Annotated in this window: 11 protein-coding genes, 4 tRNA genes and 1 rRNA gene; 4 read left to right on the forward strand and 12 right to left on the reverse strand. The window is 68.3% G+C overall.

The genetic code is table 11. The annotated features are described in order from the left end of the window. Both NJE57_RS08105 and murA read right to left on the reverse strand, forming a co-directional pair. Positions 1 to 302 (reverse strand): 16S ribosomal RNA (locus tag NJE57_RS08105); the annotation flags it as partial. Positions 303 to 737: 435 nt separating this feature from the next. After that, a complete protein-coding gene (gene murA / locus NJE57_RS08110) occupies positions 738 to 2,021 on the reverse strand; it encodes a UDP-N-acetylglucosamine 1-carboxyvinyltransferase (protein ID WP_319027896.1) in 1,284 nt (427 codons plus the stop codon). 72 nt (positions 2,022 to 2,093) lie between these two features. On the opposite strand from murA, the gene NJE57_RS08115 reads away from it, so the two are divergent. Continuing rightward, positions 2,094 to 2,669, forward strand: a complete 576-nt coding sequence (locus tag NJE57_RS08115) for a cob(I)yrinic acid a,c-diamide adenosyltransferase (RefSeq protein WP_319027897.1) — start codon at positions 2,094 to 2,096, stop codon at positions 2,667 to 2,669. Between the two features lie 75 nt (positions 2,670 to 2,744). Here the strand turns inward: NJE57_RS08115 and NJE57_RS08120 are convergent, their stop codons facing one another. From NJE57_RS08120 to NJE57_RS08150, 7 genes are all read right to left on the reverse strand, one after another. Continuing rightward, positions 2,745 to 3,635, reverse strand: coding sequence for a LuxR C-terminal-related transcriptional regulator (locus tag NJE57_RS08120; RefSeq protein ID WP_319027898.1), 891 nt, complete (start codon positions 3,633 to 3,635; stop codon positions 2,745 to 2,747). A 184-nt stretch (positions 3,636 to 3,819) separates the two neighbouring features. Next, positions 3,820 to 5,028: a GTP-binding protein gene (locus NJE57_RS08125; RefSeq protein ID WP_319027899.1), complete on the reverse strand. Its 1,209-nt coding sequence runs from the start codon at positions 5,026 to 5,028 to the stop codon at positions 3,820 to 3,822. Next, complete coding sequence (locus NJE57_RS08130; protein WP_319028237.1) at positions 5,016 to 5,795, reverse strand: enoyl-CoA hydratase; 780 nt, start codon at positions 5,793 to 5,795, stop codon at positions 5,016 to 5,018. Before NJE57_RS08130 ends, NJE57_RS08125 begins: the two co-directional genes overlap by 13 nt. A gap of 77 nt (positions 5,796 to 5,872) precedes the next feature. Next, the gene (locus NJE57_RS08135) at positions 5,873 to 9,115 is read right to left on the reverse strand and encodes an arabinosyltransferase domain-containing protein (protein WP_319027900.1); all 3,243 of its coding nucleotides are present in this window, start codon (positions 9,113 to 9,115) and stop codon (positions 5,873 to 5,875) included. Between the two features lie 86 nt (positions 9,116 to 9,201). After that, positions 9,202 to 9,275 (reverse strand) — tRNA-Phe (locus tag NJE57_RS08140). A 48-nt stretch (positions 9,276 to 9,323) separates the two neighbouring features. Beyond that, positions 9,324 to 9,400: transfer RNA gene (locus NJE57_RS08145), tRNA-Asp, on the reverse strand. A gap of 210 nt (positions 9,401 to 9,610) precedes the next feature. Next, a tRNA-Glu gene (locus NJE57_RS08150) sits at positions 9,611 to 9,683 on the reverse strand. A gap of 142 nt (positions 9,684 to 9,825) precedes the next feature. Between NJE57_RS08150 and NJE57_RS08155 the strand changes: the two genes are divergently transcribed. From NJE57_RS08155 to phoU, 3 genes are all read left to right on the forward strand, one after another. Continuing rightward, a tRNA-Lys gene (locus tag NJE57_RS08155) sits at positions 9,826 to 9,901 on the forward strand. A gap of 66 nt (positions 9,902 to 9,967) precedes the next feature. Next, complete coding sequence (gene dusB / locus NJE57_RS08160; RefSeq protein ID WP_319027901.1) at positions 9,968 to 11,146, forward strand: tRNA dihydrouridine synthase DusB; 1,179 nt, start codon at positions 9,968 to 9,970, stop codon at positions 11,144 to 11,146. Between the two features lie 105 nt (positions 11,147 to 11,251). After that, on the forward strand, positions 11,252 to 12,022 hold the full coding sequence (gene phoU / locus NJE57_RS08165; protein ID WP_319027902.1) for a phosphate signaling complex protein PhoU: 771 nt from the start codon (positions 11,252 to 11,254) through the stop codon (positions 12,020 to 12,022). A 91-nt stretch (positions 12,023 to 12,113) separates the two neighbouring features. Here phoU and pstB read toward each other — a convergent pair whose 3' ends face one another. From pstB to pstC, 3 genes are read right to left on the reverse strand one after another with little or no spacing between them, the layout of a single operon-like run. Next, positions 12,114 to 12,890 carry a phosphate ABC transporter ATP-binding protein PstB gene (gene pstB, locus NJE57_RS08170; RefSeq protein WP_319027903.1) on the reverse strand — a complete coding sequence of 259 codons (777 nt, stop codon included), beginning with the start codon at positions 12,888 to 12,890 and terminating at the stop codon, positions 12,114 to 12,116. Between the two features lie 9 nt (positions 12,891 to 12,899). After that, positions 12,900 to 13,814 carry a phosphate ABC transporter permease PstA gene (gene pstA / locus NJE57_RS08175; RefSeq protein ID WP_319027904.1) on the reverse strand — a complete coding sequence of 305 codons (915 nt, stop codon included), beginning with the start codon at positions 13,812 to 13,814 and terminating at the stop codon, positions 12,900 to 12,902. Beyond that, positions 13,814 to 14,872: a phosphate ABC transporter permease subunit PstC gene (gene pstC, locus NJE57_RS08180; RefSeq protein WP_319027905.1), complete on the reverse strand. Its 1,059-nt coding sequence runs from the start codon at positions 14,870 to 14,872 to the stop codon at positions 13,814 to 13,816. The genes pstA and pstC overlap by 1 nt, the downstream gene beginning before the upstream one ends. Positions 14,873 to 14,948: the final 76 nt, after the last annotated feature.

Consider the following 14,948-nt stretch of genomic DNA (forward strand, 5'->3'; position numbering starts at 1 on the left):
CGATCACCCTCTCAGGCCGGCTACCCGTCGTCGCCTTGGTAGGCCATTACCCCACCAACAAGCTGATAGGCCGCGGACTCATCCTGCACCGAAAAACTTTCCAACCCCCACCATGCGGTGAGAGCTCATATCCGGTATTAGACCCGGTTTCCCAGGCTTATCCCGAAGTGCAGGGCAGATTACCCACGTGTTACTCACCCGTTCGCCACTCGTGTACCCCCGAAGGGGCCTTACCGTTCGACTTGCATGTGTTAAGCACGCCGCCAGCGTTCGTCCTGAGCCAGGATCAAACTCTCCATAAAAGCTTCTCAGCACTACAAAAAGCACAATCCAAGCAAAAACAAACCAAACAAACTGGCTGTTCAAAAAAACGCGACCCCCACGACAGGGATGTGAAAGGGTCGCAACCAAACAAAAAATTTGGCACTATCACAAACAAAACACACTGTTGAGTTCTCAAACAACACCCACACACCGGCTCCATGTGGCACTCTGGCCGCATAGCCTCCGGGGTGATGTCGCTGCTCTCTAGGAGGCAGCTCACCTACTCTAGCGAACCGGACCTGGCCGGTCAAACCGGTCTGTCCCGCTCCCCTTCGTGAAGCCGCCGCCCGAAACCAGGACTCGAACCTCTCGGTCCGACCCCCGCTCCCTGGCGGCTCCGATAAAGTTACACGCGGCCCAACGGAACGCCAAATCGCCTGGTCATCGCATAATCAGGCCTCCGGCCGCACCGGTCACCGTTGTGTGTCGACGCGCTCTATCCCGCCCCCCAGGGACCGCACCTTCTCCATGAAGTCCGGGTACCCGCGGTCGATGTGGAAGATCTCGCAGACCTCGGTCACGGCGTCCCCGCACATTCCTGCCAGGACGAGGCCGGCGCCGGCACGGATGTCACTGGCCCAGACGGTCGCGGAGTCCAGACGTTCGCGGCCCCGGATCTTGGCGTGGTGACCGTCGGTCTCTGCGTCCACGCCCATCCGCACCATCTCCTCCACGAAGCGGAAGCGGGCCTCGAAAAGGTTCTCGGTGATCACCGAGGATCCGTCCGCGACGGAGGCGAGCGCGATCGCCATCGGTTGCAGGTCGGTCGGGAATCCCGGGAACGGCAGTGTCCTGACGTCCCGTGCGCGGGGCCGACCCTGCTGACTCACCCGCACCCAGTCCGCACCGGTGGAGACCTGGGCCCCCGCGCCCCGGAGGTTCTCCAGGACCACGTGGATGAACATCGGGTCGATACCGGTGACGGTGACGTCGCCACGGGTCATCACCGCGCCCATCGCCCAGGTCGCGGCGACGATCCGATCCCCGATCACCCGGTGACTCACCGGGCTGAGGGCCTCGACACCGTCGATCGTGATGGTGCTCGTCCCGGCCCCGCTGATCCGGGCCCCCATCTTGGACAGGAGGTGGCAGATGTCGACGATCTCCGGCTCGCGCGCCGCGTTGACGAGGGTCGACGTGCCCTTGGCGAGGACGGCACCGAACAGGAACGTCTCCGTGGCCCCGACGGACGGGAACTCGAGTTTGTACCGAGCTCCCGTGAGCTCGGTGGCCTCGGCGACCAGGCGACCGTGATCCATCCGGGTGGTGGCGCCCAACCGCTCCAGTGCCTCCCGGTGCCAGTTGAGGGGCCGGTCCCCGATCGCGTCCCCGCCCGGCATCGCCAGCTCCGCCCGGTGATAGCGGCCGACCAGGGGGCCGAGGATGCAGACGGACGCCCGGAGTCGCTGAGCGGCCGTGTCGTCGGACACGTGACCCAGGCCCGCCGGGGTGTCGATCTCCACCGTGCCGCCGGATACCTCGACGGTGCAGCCGAGGTGACGCAACACGTCCGCCATCGCGGGCACGTCCGAGATGTCCGGGCAGTTGGTCAGGGTGGTGCGCCCCTCGGCCATCAGCGCCACCGCCATGAGCTTGAGCACGCTGTTCTTGGCGCCGGCGACCGAGACCTCGCCGACAAGTCTGGTTCCGCCGGTGACGAGGAAGCTCTCCTCGCGGGACGTGGGGTTACCGCTCACGTGACCACCTTAGGCGAGAACCGGGAGCGACCAACGGAGCCCGCGCATCCGGTGCGCGCGTAGGTTGGCGTCATGGCTGTGCATCTCACCAAGATCTATACCCGTACCGGCGACGACGGCACCACGGGACTGTCCGACTTCTCCCGGGTGAGCAAGAACGACCCCCGCCTCGACGCCTATGCGGACTGCGACGAGGCCAACGCCGCCATCGGTGTCGCTCTCACCTGCGGCGATCTCGATGAGCGGGTCGCCGGTGTGCTGCGGGTGGTACAGAACGACCTCTTCGACGCCGGGGCCGATCTCGCGACACCGGTGGTCGAGGCCCCCGAGTACCCCCCGCTGCGCATCGAGCAGGCCTACATCGCGCGCCTCGAGGGGTGGATCGACGAGTTCAACGCCGAGCTGACCGCACTGACGTCGTTCATCCTGCCCGGCGGAACTCCCGGTGGCGCGTATCTGCACGTCGCCCGCACCGTGGTGCGCCGGGCCGAGCGCGCCGCCTGGGCGGCTGTGGAGGCGTACCCCGACACCACCTCCGCCCTGCCGGCGACGTACCTCAACCGCCTGTCGGACCTGCTGTTCGTCCTGGGACGGGTGGCCAATCCGGACGGGGACGTCCTCTGGGTACCGGGCGGCGAACGCGGCTGACCGCGCGGCTCCCGAGGCGCCGACCGCCGATCAGGGCAGAAAGAATCAGGGCAGAGTGATTCAGGGCAGAGTGAATCAGGGCAGTGCGCCCATCCGACGTGCCGCGTTGACCGCCTCGAACCGGGTGTGCGCGTCGAGCTTGCGCATGACCGACCGCAGGTAGCTCTTCACCGTCTCCGCACCGATACCCATGTCGGTGGCCGTCTCGATGTTGGTCTTGCCCTGCGCGACGCAGGCCAACACGTCGAGCTCGCGGCGGGAGAGCCTCGCGGTGGGCATCTCCGGCGGCGGGGAGACCATCTCCGCGCAGATCTTCTCGAGCTCGGCACGCACCTCGGGGTCCTCGGTACGGGAGGCCAGCATCCGCAGCCGCGCATGGGTGTCGCGCATGCGCTCGTTGGACAGGACGTCGTCCCACCGCCCCTCGCCGGCGCCCGGACCCATCGGGGCGGCGCCACGAGCGGCGAGCGCGTCGTTCACCGCGATCTCCTGCTCGAGGGCGCGGGCCGTGGCCGCCATCTGGTTGAGGACCTTCTCCCCGAAACGGACCGAGGAGTGCACGCCGGCGTAGAGCACCGCCCGCACGTCCTTGCCCACCACGACCGGGATCGCCGCCATCGACCGCAACCCCTCGGACAAGACCGGGAGGTCGTACTCGTGGGTGATCACACCGGCCCGCGGGTAGTCGGCCACCCCGACCGGCTTCCCGGTGGCCATGACCCGACCACCGACGCCGGCGCCGTAGTGGACCGTGAGGTCCTTCATCGCCGAGGTCCGCATCCCGAGGGACTCGGACAACACCAACGTATGGCCTTCGCCCACCACGCCCCCGATGGTCACCGGGATGCCCGTGGCCTCTCGCAGGGCGGAGATCGCGCTGCGGACAGACGCCAGGTCGCGCCTGCGCCGCTGCGCCTCGCTCGCGGCACTTCCGGCTACACCACGGCCGGCATTCTCCTCGTCCATGAGGTCTCCTCCCACGTCCGTGGCATACCCCCACCGCGAGTAGGGGACGACCCCCCGCAAGTGCCACACATCACCATCGTCAGCGTCACTATACGCACGTGGCCGGGCCGATGCCGACCGCAGTCGGCCGCCGCCGCCAGATGTCCCCGGGGGTGCCCCGCCCCGCTTCCCAACCGGAGTGCACTCAGGGAGTGAAAGCTGGATCGAATGCCTCCGGGTCCTCCGGATCCGCCAGCATCGCGGCCGCCCCGGTGAGGGGCGCGGCGCGCTGTTCGTCGTAGATCCATTCCTCGACGTCGCTCGAGTCCGGGTCGCCCACCAGGTACGGGTGCAGGCCCAGATCGGCGTCCGCGTCGACCGCCTCCCCCGGGGTCAGCACGGAGTCGTCGAGGAATCGCGACACCTCGTCGTCGTCCAGATCGACGCCGATCACCACCAACCCCTCGGTGCCCTCCCCGCTCGCACGGAGTTCGAGCCTGCGTCCCACGAGCGCCACCTCGTAGCGTCGCTGGCCGTCGGCGGTGGCGAGTGTCAACGTGCCCTTGGCACGGTAGGCACCGGTCGGCGGCGAGGCGAGCGCGGCCAGTACCCGACGGGGATGCAGGGGCCCTGCCGGGATCACGGTGAGGGCCCGGTAGCCATGGTGGAGGTGGGAGTGGACATGCGGGTGGGCCTCGTCGCCCGACTGCTCGGCGGCGGAGGCCCGGTCCGGTTCCATCCCCAACAGCAGCCCGGTCGGCACCGCGGCTCTGACCGCGGGCAGCACGGCGACCCGGGGGGCGTGTCGGCGGATCGTCGCCCGGATGCCGTCGAACCGCACGCGGTCCACGAGGTCGCACTTGTTGACGACGACGAGATCGGCCTCCGACAGGTGCGCCGCCAGGCGCGGGTGCCGCGCCATGGCGTCTTCGAGCCCTTCGGCATCGACGACCTGGACCATCCCCGCGTGACGCACCACGTCCCGCGGCACCTCGTGAACCATCCGCGACAGGATCGCCGGCTCGGCCAACCCGCTGGCCTCGATCACCGCGAGATCCAGTCCGAGATCGGGGTCGGCGAGCCGGGCCAGGGTGTCGCCGAGCTCGCTCGCGTCGACCTCACAGCAGACACAGCCGTTGGCCAACGACACCATGGAGTCCACGCGGCCGGCCACCGACGTGGCGTCCACGTCGATCTCACCGAAATCGTTGACAATCGCCGCGATTCGCAGCCCCGGGGCGCCACCGAGGAGGTGGTTGAGCAGTGTGGTCTTGCCCGCACCCAGGTAGCCGGTGAGGACCAGCACGGGCAACGGGTCGCCGGGGGCCCGGCGGGCATCGGCGCGCCCGCTCCGGCCCCCGGCGAGGTGACCGTGCGCCGACCCGGGGTTCACCTCGTGGCTCAGCGACGCCACTCGGGCTTGCGCTTCTCGGCGAACGCGGACATGCCCTCCGACTGGTCCTCCGTGGCGAACAGTGCGTAGAAGGCGTTCTGCTCGGCGAGCAGGCCCTCCTCGAGCGTGGTCTCGAAGGAGCGGTTGACGGCCTGCTTGGCCGCGATGGCGGTGGTCTTGCTCATCGAGGCGATCTTCCCGGCGACCTTCATGGTCTCGTCGAGCAGCTCCGCCGCGGGGACGACGCGGGTGACCAGGCCGGAGCGCTCGGCCTCGTCGGCGTCCATCTGCCGGCCGGTCAGGCACAGGTCCATGGCCTTGGCCTTGCCCACCGCGCGGGTCAGCCGCTGGGAGCCGCCCATGCCCGGGATCACGCCCAGGGTGATCTCCGGCTGGCCGAACTTGGCGTTGTCGCCGGCGATGATCATGTCGCACATCATGGCCAGCTCGCAGCCGCCACCGAGCGCGAAGCCGGACACGGCCGCGATGATCGGGGTCCGCGCGGCGGTGAGGCGCTTCCAGTCGCTGAAGTAGCGCTCGAGGTAGATCCCCGGGTAGCTCTTGTCCTTCATCTCCTTGATGTCGGCGCCGGCCGCGAAGGCCTTCTCCGAGCCGGTGATGACGATGCACCCGACTCCGGGGTCGGAGTCGAGAGCCTCCACCGCCTCGACGACCTCCTTCTCCATGCCGCTGCTCAGGGCGTTGAGCGCCTTGGGGCGGTTGAGGGTGACCACCGCGACACGGTCGCGCTGCTCCACCAGGATGTACTCGAACTGCTTGTCGGTCACGGACATTGTCTGCTCCAGTCTGCGTCAGCGGATACTTGGACTTCCTTGTAAAAGGCTCCGGGGCCGATGCTAGCCGCTCATCGCGCGAGCGGCCCCCCGTTCCACAGGCCCGACCGTACGGCCTCACCGTGCTCCACGGTCGCCGCCCGCGCCCCGTCGACGAGCGGTTCGTACCGCACCAGCGACCCCCAGTCGCGGTCCCAGTCGTGCTCGAGATAGGTGGGCACGGTCTCACCCTCCAACAGCAGTTCGATGAACCCGAGCGGCCCCCCACCGTCCCACGCCTGCCAGGTGTTGGTGGAGCTGACGGCGAGGTCGCGGTCCGGCAGGACCCGGTACTCGGGCAACTCGTGGATCCCGGCGTACTCCTCGAAGGGACGCAGGCACGGGGTGTGGAAGGCCACCGCCCAGTCGGGCAGCACCGGGCGCGAGTCACCGACGAGCTCCTGCATGGTCACGAGCTCGGGCATGCGCGGTGGGGTGAACGCGATCCACCGTGACGGGTCCGGGTCGAGGTCGCGCACCACGAGCCGGATCGCCGTGGCGTCGGCCGGCAAGGTGTCCACGGGTACGCGCAGGTTCCGCCAGGACGGCGCCGGACCGATGTCCACGGGCAGGACAGAACCGGTCGGTTCGAACGGCCCCGCGCCGGTGGCGAACTCCACGCGGATCGCGTCCGGCGCGAACGAGCCGGCCACCGCGATCGTGATGAGCGGGTCCCCCGCGTCCCGTTCGGGGAGCCGGTACCAGTCCGTGGTGGTCTCGGCGTTGAGCTGCGCGCCCGTCTGGTAGCTGCCCAGCACGGGAACGCGGGCCGGGTCGAGACCGAAGGGCAGGACGGCGTGACTGCCGTTGATGCCCTCGCCGGCGCGCACACCGCCCTCGGTGCCGGCGGTCGTCGCGGTGGCGTCGGAGTCCTCACCGGTCCCCGGGGTGTCGGTGTCGACGGCCTGGGTGGCGGTGAGGTCGGTGGGGATGCCGTCGGGGATGAACTCGACGGGGTCCGCACCGGCCTCGAGCTGGTCTCGGGGCTCACCCACCGGCGTGAGCAGTCCCGCAGTGGCGTCTGGCTCGGCGAGCACCATATCGGCGATGCCGCACGGCTGGCCGGACAGTGCCCGCAGGTTCTGCAGACCGACCGAGTAGGCGGGGTACTGGTTGCGCACCGCCGCCGCCATGGAGGCCACGATGATGACGACGACGAAGGCCGCCGCGAGGCCCAGTGGCGCGTGCGAGAACTCGCGGAGCACACTGGCCAGGGGGCCTCGACCGCCACTGTCGCGCTCCGGTCCCGCCGGACGCACGAACGGTTCCCGGTAGTGCAGGACGAGCGCGGCCAGTAGCGAGAGCAGCATCAGCCCGATGAACACCGAGGAGAACGTGATCCCGGCGATCGAGGGCTGCACTCCACCCCACGGGATGCCGTAGATCGAGATGTACCACCAGCCGTTGGTGGAGGTGAAGCTCAGCCCCAGCACGAAGAACACCGCGGCCAGGAACAGCATCCGGTTGCGCAGCGACCGGGTGGCCGCGGGCAGTACGGCCATGGTCACCAGGGCCGCCAGCGCGGCGCCGATCGTGGCGAACGCACCGAAATGGTGGGTCCACTTGGTGGGGTTGAGCGCCATGAACGCGATCGACATGGCGGCCAGTCCGACGATCCGGCGGGCGGGGCCCACGGCGACGCCGGGGATCCGGCCCTTCCGGAAGAGGATCGCGGTGCAGGTGATGAGGGACAGGAACATCGTCAGGACGCCGAAGCGGCGGGCCAGCGACCCGTCCGGGGTCTGGTTCATGAGCCACTCGTAGCGCCACACCTCCTCGAACCAGCGGCCGGTGGGGCCGACATCACCGAGCAGCGCCGACGACTGCAGCGTGGTGACCAACGGCTGATCCAGGAAGATCAGATGGAGTACGCCGAGACCGGCGGCGAACAGGGGCGCCACCGTCGGGAGCCACCCGTCGCGCCGCGCACGGCGGATCACCAACAGCAGCAGCGGACGAGAGGCGGCGATGATCGCCGCGATGCAGAAGGTGCCCGTGGGCGCGGCGGACAGGGTGAGCCCGCCGATGATGAAGCCGGTGGCCGCTGGCAGCAGCCGGCCGGTCGCGAGGGCCCGCTCCAACGAGACCCAGGTGGCCAGCACGCCGAAGGCCACGATCGGCTCGGGCCGCAGGCCATTGTTGTAGGTGAGCCAGAACGCCAGGAAGACCGCGGCAGTGCTCCACCGGACCGCCGACGCGCGGCGGGCGGCGATACCCAGCCGCGGGATCACCTCGCGGGAGAGCAGGATCCAGGACGCGATGCCCAGCAGGAGCGCCGGGAGCCTCAGCCACACGCTGCCCACGGTGAGGGAACTGATCGCCGTGTAGAGGTAGTACGGCATCCCGAACGGCGCGTACGGGGCGCCGTAGTAGCGGAACACCTCCGGCATGTAACCGCTGGATACGGCGGCGCGTGCCTCGGTGAGGATGTACCCGTCGTCCGCCGTGTTGGCCCCGATGACGTGCCATACCAACAGGGTGGCCACGACGACCAGGTCCAGGGGGCGCGGCTTCCACCACCGGGGTGGAAGCACCCGGCGCCCGGCGCGTCCGTCACGCAGATCGAGTCGGTGCAGTGCGACGAGCGCGACGATGATCGCGAGGACGCCGAGGACGATCGCGATCTGCTTGATGGCTGTCGCCTGGGTGGTGTAGCGCGAATCGACGGTGATCTCGACAGCCATGCCCTCGGGGGCGGGCCCCTGCAGGTCGGTGAACACCCCGACGACCTGCGGGCGCAGGTCCTCGTCGACACGGCCGGCCGCGGCCTGACCGTCCACCTCGAGTCCGACGAACTCCGCACCGATCGAACCGGAGTCGGCCACGACGCGGATCGACGAGCACGCCCCGGGCGCCGCGACCGCGTCGGTGGGCGCGGAGGCGATCAACGCGTTCCGGCTACGCACCTCGACGGCCGGGCCCGCCACGGACACCATGAGTGCCCGGGCGCCCGCGTCCTCACCCGCCTGGCGGGGAGCGGTGGACACGAGCACCCCGTCCTCCCGACCCTGGTCCCGTAGTTCCGCGACCGCTGAGCAGGGCACGTCCACCGCGATGTCGAGCGGGTAGTACGCCACGAGGGGAGCCGTGACCGGTTCCATCGTTCCGGACTCCGGCCAGCTGATCGTCGAGGTGGTCTGGGTGACGGGAAGGAGTGGGACGATGATCGCGAGGAAGATCCCGATCAGTCCGCTGACCGCGGCGGCGATCCCCCACCGGAAACCTGATCGCGACTTCTCCGGCACGTCACGGACCTCGGTGGCAGTCGATGGCATGGCGTCCACGCTATAACGGGGGGCGGAGGTTCCCCGAAACGACGAACGCGCCGGAGGGGATTCCCTCCGACGCGCTGCGATCTTTGTGGCCAGAGTCGGGATCGAACCGACGACCTTCCGCTTTTCAGGCGGACGCTCGTACCAACTGAGCTACCTGGCCCTAAGACCACCGGCGCATCCGGTGAACACCGAATGCGCCGGCTGTCTCTGGCGACCCTGACGGGACTCGAACCCGCGACCTCCGCCGTGACAGGGCGGCGCGCTAACCAACTGCGCCACAGGGCCGTGCTTTTCGCACGAGACAAGACACTATTCGACGCCCCCGCCGGAACGCAAATCGGGGCCCTGCCGACGACTCCGGAGCAGGTCACGGGGGCTGGCGGGCCCGGCGGCCCCATACGCGATCAGTCCGCGTGGGGTCCGAGGGTGTACGCACCCGCAAATGAGAGATGTCCCGGCCACCCACGACGTGCGGTGACCGGGACATCCCGTGTGTACCCCCTACGGGATTCGAACCCGCGCTGCCGGCGTGAAAGGCCGGTGTCCTAGGCCGCTAAACGAAGGGGGCGTACGCCACGTCCGGGATCGCCGGTCCGCAGCGCGTTCGAGTTTAGGGCACTGCCCGGCCGGCGTCTAAACCAACCGTGCCGAGACCGACCGTGCCCGAGCCGACGCCCGTCGTCCCGAGCGGGGACGGTATCGTGACCGTCGCCCCTATAGCTCAGTTGGTAGAGCTACGGACTTTTAATCCGCAGGTCGTCGGTTCGAGCCCGACTGGGGGCACCACGAGGCACCCGCCCACACCCTGCCGCCCCATTGGACCTGCCCGGCCCACGCTGGGACACTCGGTACATGTCCGCACCCACCGCCACCGGAGCGCCCGCCCTGCGCATCGGCCCCCTCGAGCTCGCCTCGCCCGTCGTCCTGGCGCCGATGGCGGGTGTCACCAACGTCGCCTTCCGCACCCTGTGCCGCGAGCTCGAACGAGAGCAGCAGGGTTCGGTGTCCGGGCTCTACGTGTGCGAGATGGTCACGGCCCGGGCGCTCGTCGAACGACAGCCCGGGACCCTGCACATGGCCACGTTCGCTCCCGACGAGTCCCCACGCAGCCTGCAGCTCTACACCGTCGACGCGGAGTACACCTACGCGGCCGCCAAGATGATCGTCGACGAGAACCTGGCGGACCACATCGACATCAACTTCGGATGCCCGGTCCCCAAGGTGACCCGGCGCGGCGGCGGCTCGGCGATCCCGTACAAGAGGCGGTTATTCCGGTCCATCGTCGCCGCCGCCGTCCGAGCCACCGAGGGCACCGACATCCCGGTCACCGTGAAGATGCGGGTGGGCATCGACGACGAGCACCACACGCATCTCGACGCCGGCCGCATCGCCGTGGACGAGGGTGCCCGGGCCGTCGCCCTCCACGCCCGGACCGCCGCCCAGAGGTACTCCGGCGAGGCCGACTGGTCACAGATCTCCCGGCTGGTCGAGCACATCGGCGCGGTGTCGGACGTCCCGGTGCTGGGCAACGGTGACATCTTCTCCGCGGACGACGCGGTCCGGATGCGGGAGCAGACCGGCTGCGCGGGCGTCGTGATCGGCCGGGGTTGTCTGGGACGCCCGTGGTTGTTCTCCGAACTCGCCGCCACACTGGACGGTCGCGAGGCCCCGACCCCGCCCACTCTCGGGGAGGTCGGCCGGATCATGTACCGGCACGGCGAACTGCTCGCCGAGCACCATGGTGAGGACAAGGGGATGCGCGACATCCGCAAGCACGTGGCCTGGTATCTGCGGGGTTTCCCGGCCGGATCGGGAAAGCGTGTCGCACTGTCGGCCGTCCGATCCCTGGACGACCTCGCGGAGATGCTCGCCGATCTCCCCGCCGACGAGCCCTTCCCCGCAGACGGTTACGGCCCCCGGGGACGGCAGGGGTCGCCTTCACGAGTCCTCCTGCCGGAGGGGTGGCTCGACGATCCGGAGGACGACGCGACGGCCCTCGAGGGCGCGGACGCCGAGAACTCCGGAGGCTGAACTCCACGGAGGCACACGGTTGCGGGCACCCCGGGTCCCCCGAGTTCACCGGGCATTCATCGCCGGGGTCCGAATGTGCGGTTGACTTGCCCGTATGCTGGGAACATGCGTCTTGTCTACTCCGAAGAACTAACGGATCTGGCCACCTCGATGGCCCGGATGTGCTCCCTCGCGACCGACGACATGGAGCTCGCCACCCACGCGCTGCTCCAGGTCGATCTCGTAGCCGCGGAGAAGGTCCTCCAGTCCTCCACTGAAATGTCCAGGCTGGCGACCGAGAACGAGGAGCGCGGCTTCGCTCTCCTGGCACTACAGGCCCCCGTGGCCCGTGATCTCCGCCAGGTGGTCACGTCCATCCAACTGGTCCAGGATCTCACCCGGATGGGGACCCTGGCCGGACACGTCGCGAAGATCGTCCGGCGGCGCCATCCCGAGAGCGTGCTGCCTGAACCCGTCAACGGCTACTTCGCCGAGATGGGCCGCGTCGCCGTCTCGCTGGGACGGTCGGCGACTGAGGTCCTGCTCAACCGGGACGCCGAGCAGGCCGCGACCCTGGCCCAGCAGGACGACGCGGTCGATGACCTCCGCCGCCATCTGTTCACCCTGCTCACCGTGCGGGAATGGAAGTGGGGCGTGGCCTCGGCGGTGGACGTGACCCTGCTGGGTCGCTACTACGAGCGGTTCGCGGACCACGCGGTGGAGGTGGCCCAGCGGGTGATATTCCTGGCCACCGGCGAGTACTCCACCCTGGCGGAGGACGACCCGGAACACTCCTCGCCGTCCAACGAGGAGCTCGTCCGTCGGTTCAACGAGACCGACCGGTCCCTCAAGGGCCGTCTACACGGTGACACCCGTCCGTCCGGCGAGAGCGGCTGACCGGAGACACCGGGCGCAACGGCGAGAGCGCCCCGCCTCCTGCCACACGGGCGGGTGTCGGGGCGCTCTCGTCGTTGACGGGTGGTGCGACTCAGCCGAAGCGGCCGGAGACGTAGTCCTCGGTCTGCTTGTTGTCCGGATTGGAGAAGATCTTCTCGGTGGCGTTGACCTCCACGAGCTGGCCGGGCCTCCCGGTCGCCTCGAGCGAGAAGAACGCCGTCTGGTCGGACACGCGCGCCGCCTGTTGCATGTTGTGCGTGACGATCACGATGGTGAACTCGCTCTTGAGCTCGGCGATGAGATCTTCGACGGCGAGCGTCGAGATCGGGTCGAGGGCCGAACAGGGCTCGTCCATCAGCAGGACCTGCGGTTCGATCGCGATCGCGCGCGCGATGCACAGTCGCTGCTGCTGACCGCCGGACAATCCGCCGCCCGGCTTGTCGAGGCGGTCCTTGACCTCCTCCCAGAGGTTGGCGCCGTGCAGCGACTTCTCGGCCACCTCGTCGAGGGTCTTCTTGTTCTTCACGCCCTGGAGCTTCAGCCCGGCCACGACGTTCTCCTTGATGGACATCGTGGGGAACGGATTGGGTCGCTGGAAGACCATCCCGATGGTCCGGCGCACGGCGACCGGGTCGACCGTCTTGCCGTAGATGTCCACCCCGTCGAGCTTGATGGAGCCCTTGGTGTAGGCACCCGGGATCTCCTCGTGCATGCGATTGAGCGACCGCAGGGCCGTCGTCTTGCCGCAGCCGGAGGGGCCGATGAAAGCGGTCACGGAGCGGGGCGGGACGCTGAGGTTGACGTCCTGTACAGCATGGAAGTCACCGTAGAAGATGTCGACGTTCTCGAGGTCGAGTCGCTTGGCCATGAGCAGTCCTTACTTGGTCTTCGGCGCGAGCGCCTTGGAAGCAACGGCGGCGAGTACGTTCGCCAGCGCGATGATGAGGATGAGGGTGAGCGCCGCGCCCCAGATGCGGTACTGGCCCGCATCGGTGGGATTGGAGAGCTGGTTGTAGATGAGCAGTGGCAGCGACGCCATGTTGCCCTCGAAAAGGTTGGTGTTGTAGGACGCCGTGTAGCCAACCAGGATCAGCACCGGTGCCGTCTCCCCCATGACGCGGGCGATCGCGAGGAAGATGCCGGAGATCATCCCCGACAGTGCGGTCGGGACGACGATGCTGGCGATGGTCTTCCATTTGGGGACGCCGAGCGCGTACGAGGCCTCACGGAGCTCGTCCGGGACGAGCTTGAGCATCTCCTCCGTGGATCGCACGATGAGCGGGATCATGAGCAGCACCAGTGCCAGCCCGACCGCGAACGCGCTCAGTTGCATCCCGAGCGTGGTGACCCACACACCGAAGACGAAGATCGCTGCGACCACCGAAGGGACGCCGGCGAGGACGTCGACCATGAGGGTGGTGGGCTTGGCGAGCCTCGACTCGGGGTACTCCACGAGCATGATGCCGGCCGCGATACCCAGCGGGATCGATATCACCGCGGCGATGAGGACCTGGACGAAGCTTCCGTAGATCGCGTGGCCCACACCGCCGCTCGTCGAGGTCGGAGAGATCAGGAACAGCGAATTGGTCCACCAGGTCGGATCGAGGACCGCCGGCAGGCCGTCCATGATCACCTTGTACAGAAGCGCCGCGAGCGGCAGGACCGCGACCACGAAGCAGAGCGTGAAGACCACGGCGGCGAGGGAGTTCTTGGTCTTGCGGACCCCTGAGATGGGGAGAAATGCCTCAGACGGCTTGGCGGGTTTCGCTAGATCGGGGGTTGCCTGGGACATCAGCCGTTGACCTTTCCGCCGGAGACCGTGCGGGCGATGAAGTTGACTACGAAGGTGAGGATGAACAGCACCAGGCCTGCAGCGATGTACGCACCGGTCGGGAGCGGATGGTTGAACTCGGCCGCCCCGGACGCGATCTTGGAGGCGAAGGTGAAGCCGCCGTCGAAGAGTGAGAAGGAAGATTCGCTGCTCGCGGCGCGGAGGATGATGAGCACCGCCACCGTCTCACCGAGCGCGCGACCGAGCGCGAGCATGGATCCTGCGACCATCCCCGACTTGGCGAAGGGGAAGCAGGTCATGCGGATCTTCTCCCATTTGGTCGCGCCGAGTGCGAGCGCCGCCTCCTGCTGCAGTGACGGGGTCTGCCGGATGGTCTCCCGCGACATCGACGTGATGATCGGGAGAATCATGATGGCCAGGACGATGCCCGCGGTGAAGATGGTGCCGCCACCGGAGATGGAGACGTTGCCGTCACCGAAGAGGAAGATCCACCCCAGGTTGCTGTTGAGCCACTGTGCGAGAGGCGTGATCCACGGTCCGAGGACGATCAGGCCCCACATCCCGTAGATGATCGAGGGCACGGCGGCCAGGAGGTCGATGACCGCGGACAAGGTGCGTGACAATCGCGGCGGCGCGTACTGCACGAGGAACGTTGCGATGCCGATGGCGACGGGCACAGCGAGAAGGAGAGCGAAGATCGAGCTGAGCACGGTGACCTTGAGTAGGTCGAGGATGCCGAATCGCATGTTCTGCGCGTCGGAGGTGTTCCACTCCGAACTGGTCAGGAAGTTGGCCTGGTTCTCCATGAGGGAGGGAACCGCCTGCCAGACGAGCACGACGGCGATGCTGGCGATAAGCGCGCAGATCACCGCACCCGCTGCGACGGTGACGGACCGGAAGACCTTGTCAGCCCGCTTCGACGACCCCGAATCTTCTAGGCCTCGACCTTCACCCTTGCTCGTTTCTCGAGCCGGGTCGGCGCCGTCGAGGGATCCGCCGGTACTTGCGGCGTTCTGATCGACGTTGCTGCTGGCGCCGACGGATTCATACACAGTCATGGGACCTTCAGACTCTCACGATGTATTCGGGGGGTGCCGCCGGCCCGACCCCGTAGGGCCGGGCCGGCGATCATCA

The organism is Dietzia sp. PP-33, from assembly GCF_033790845.1.
GTDB lineage: Bacteria > Actinomycetota > Actinomycetes > Mycobacteriales > Mycobacteriaceae > Dietzia.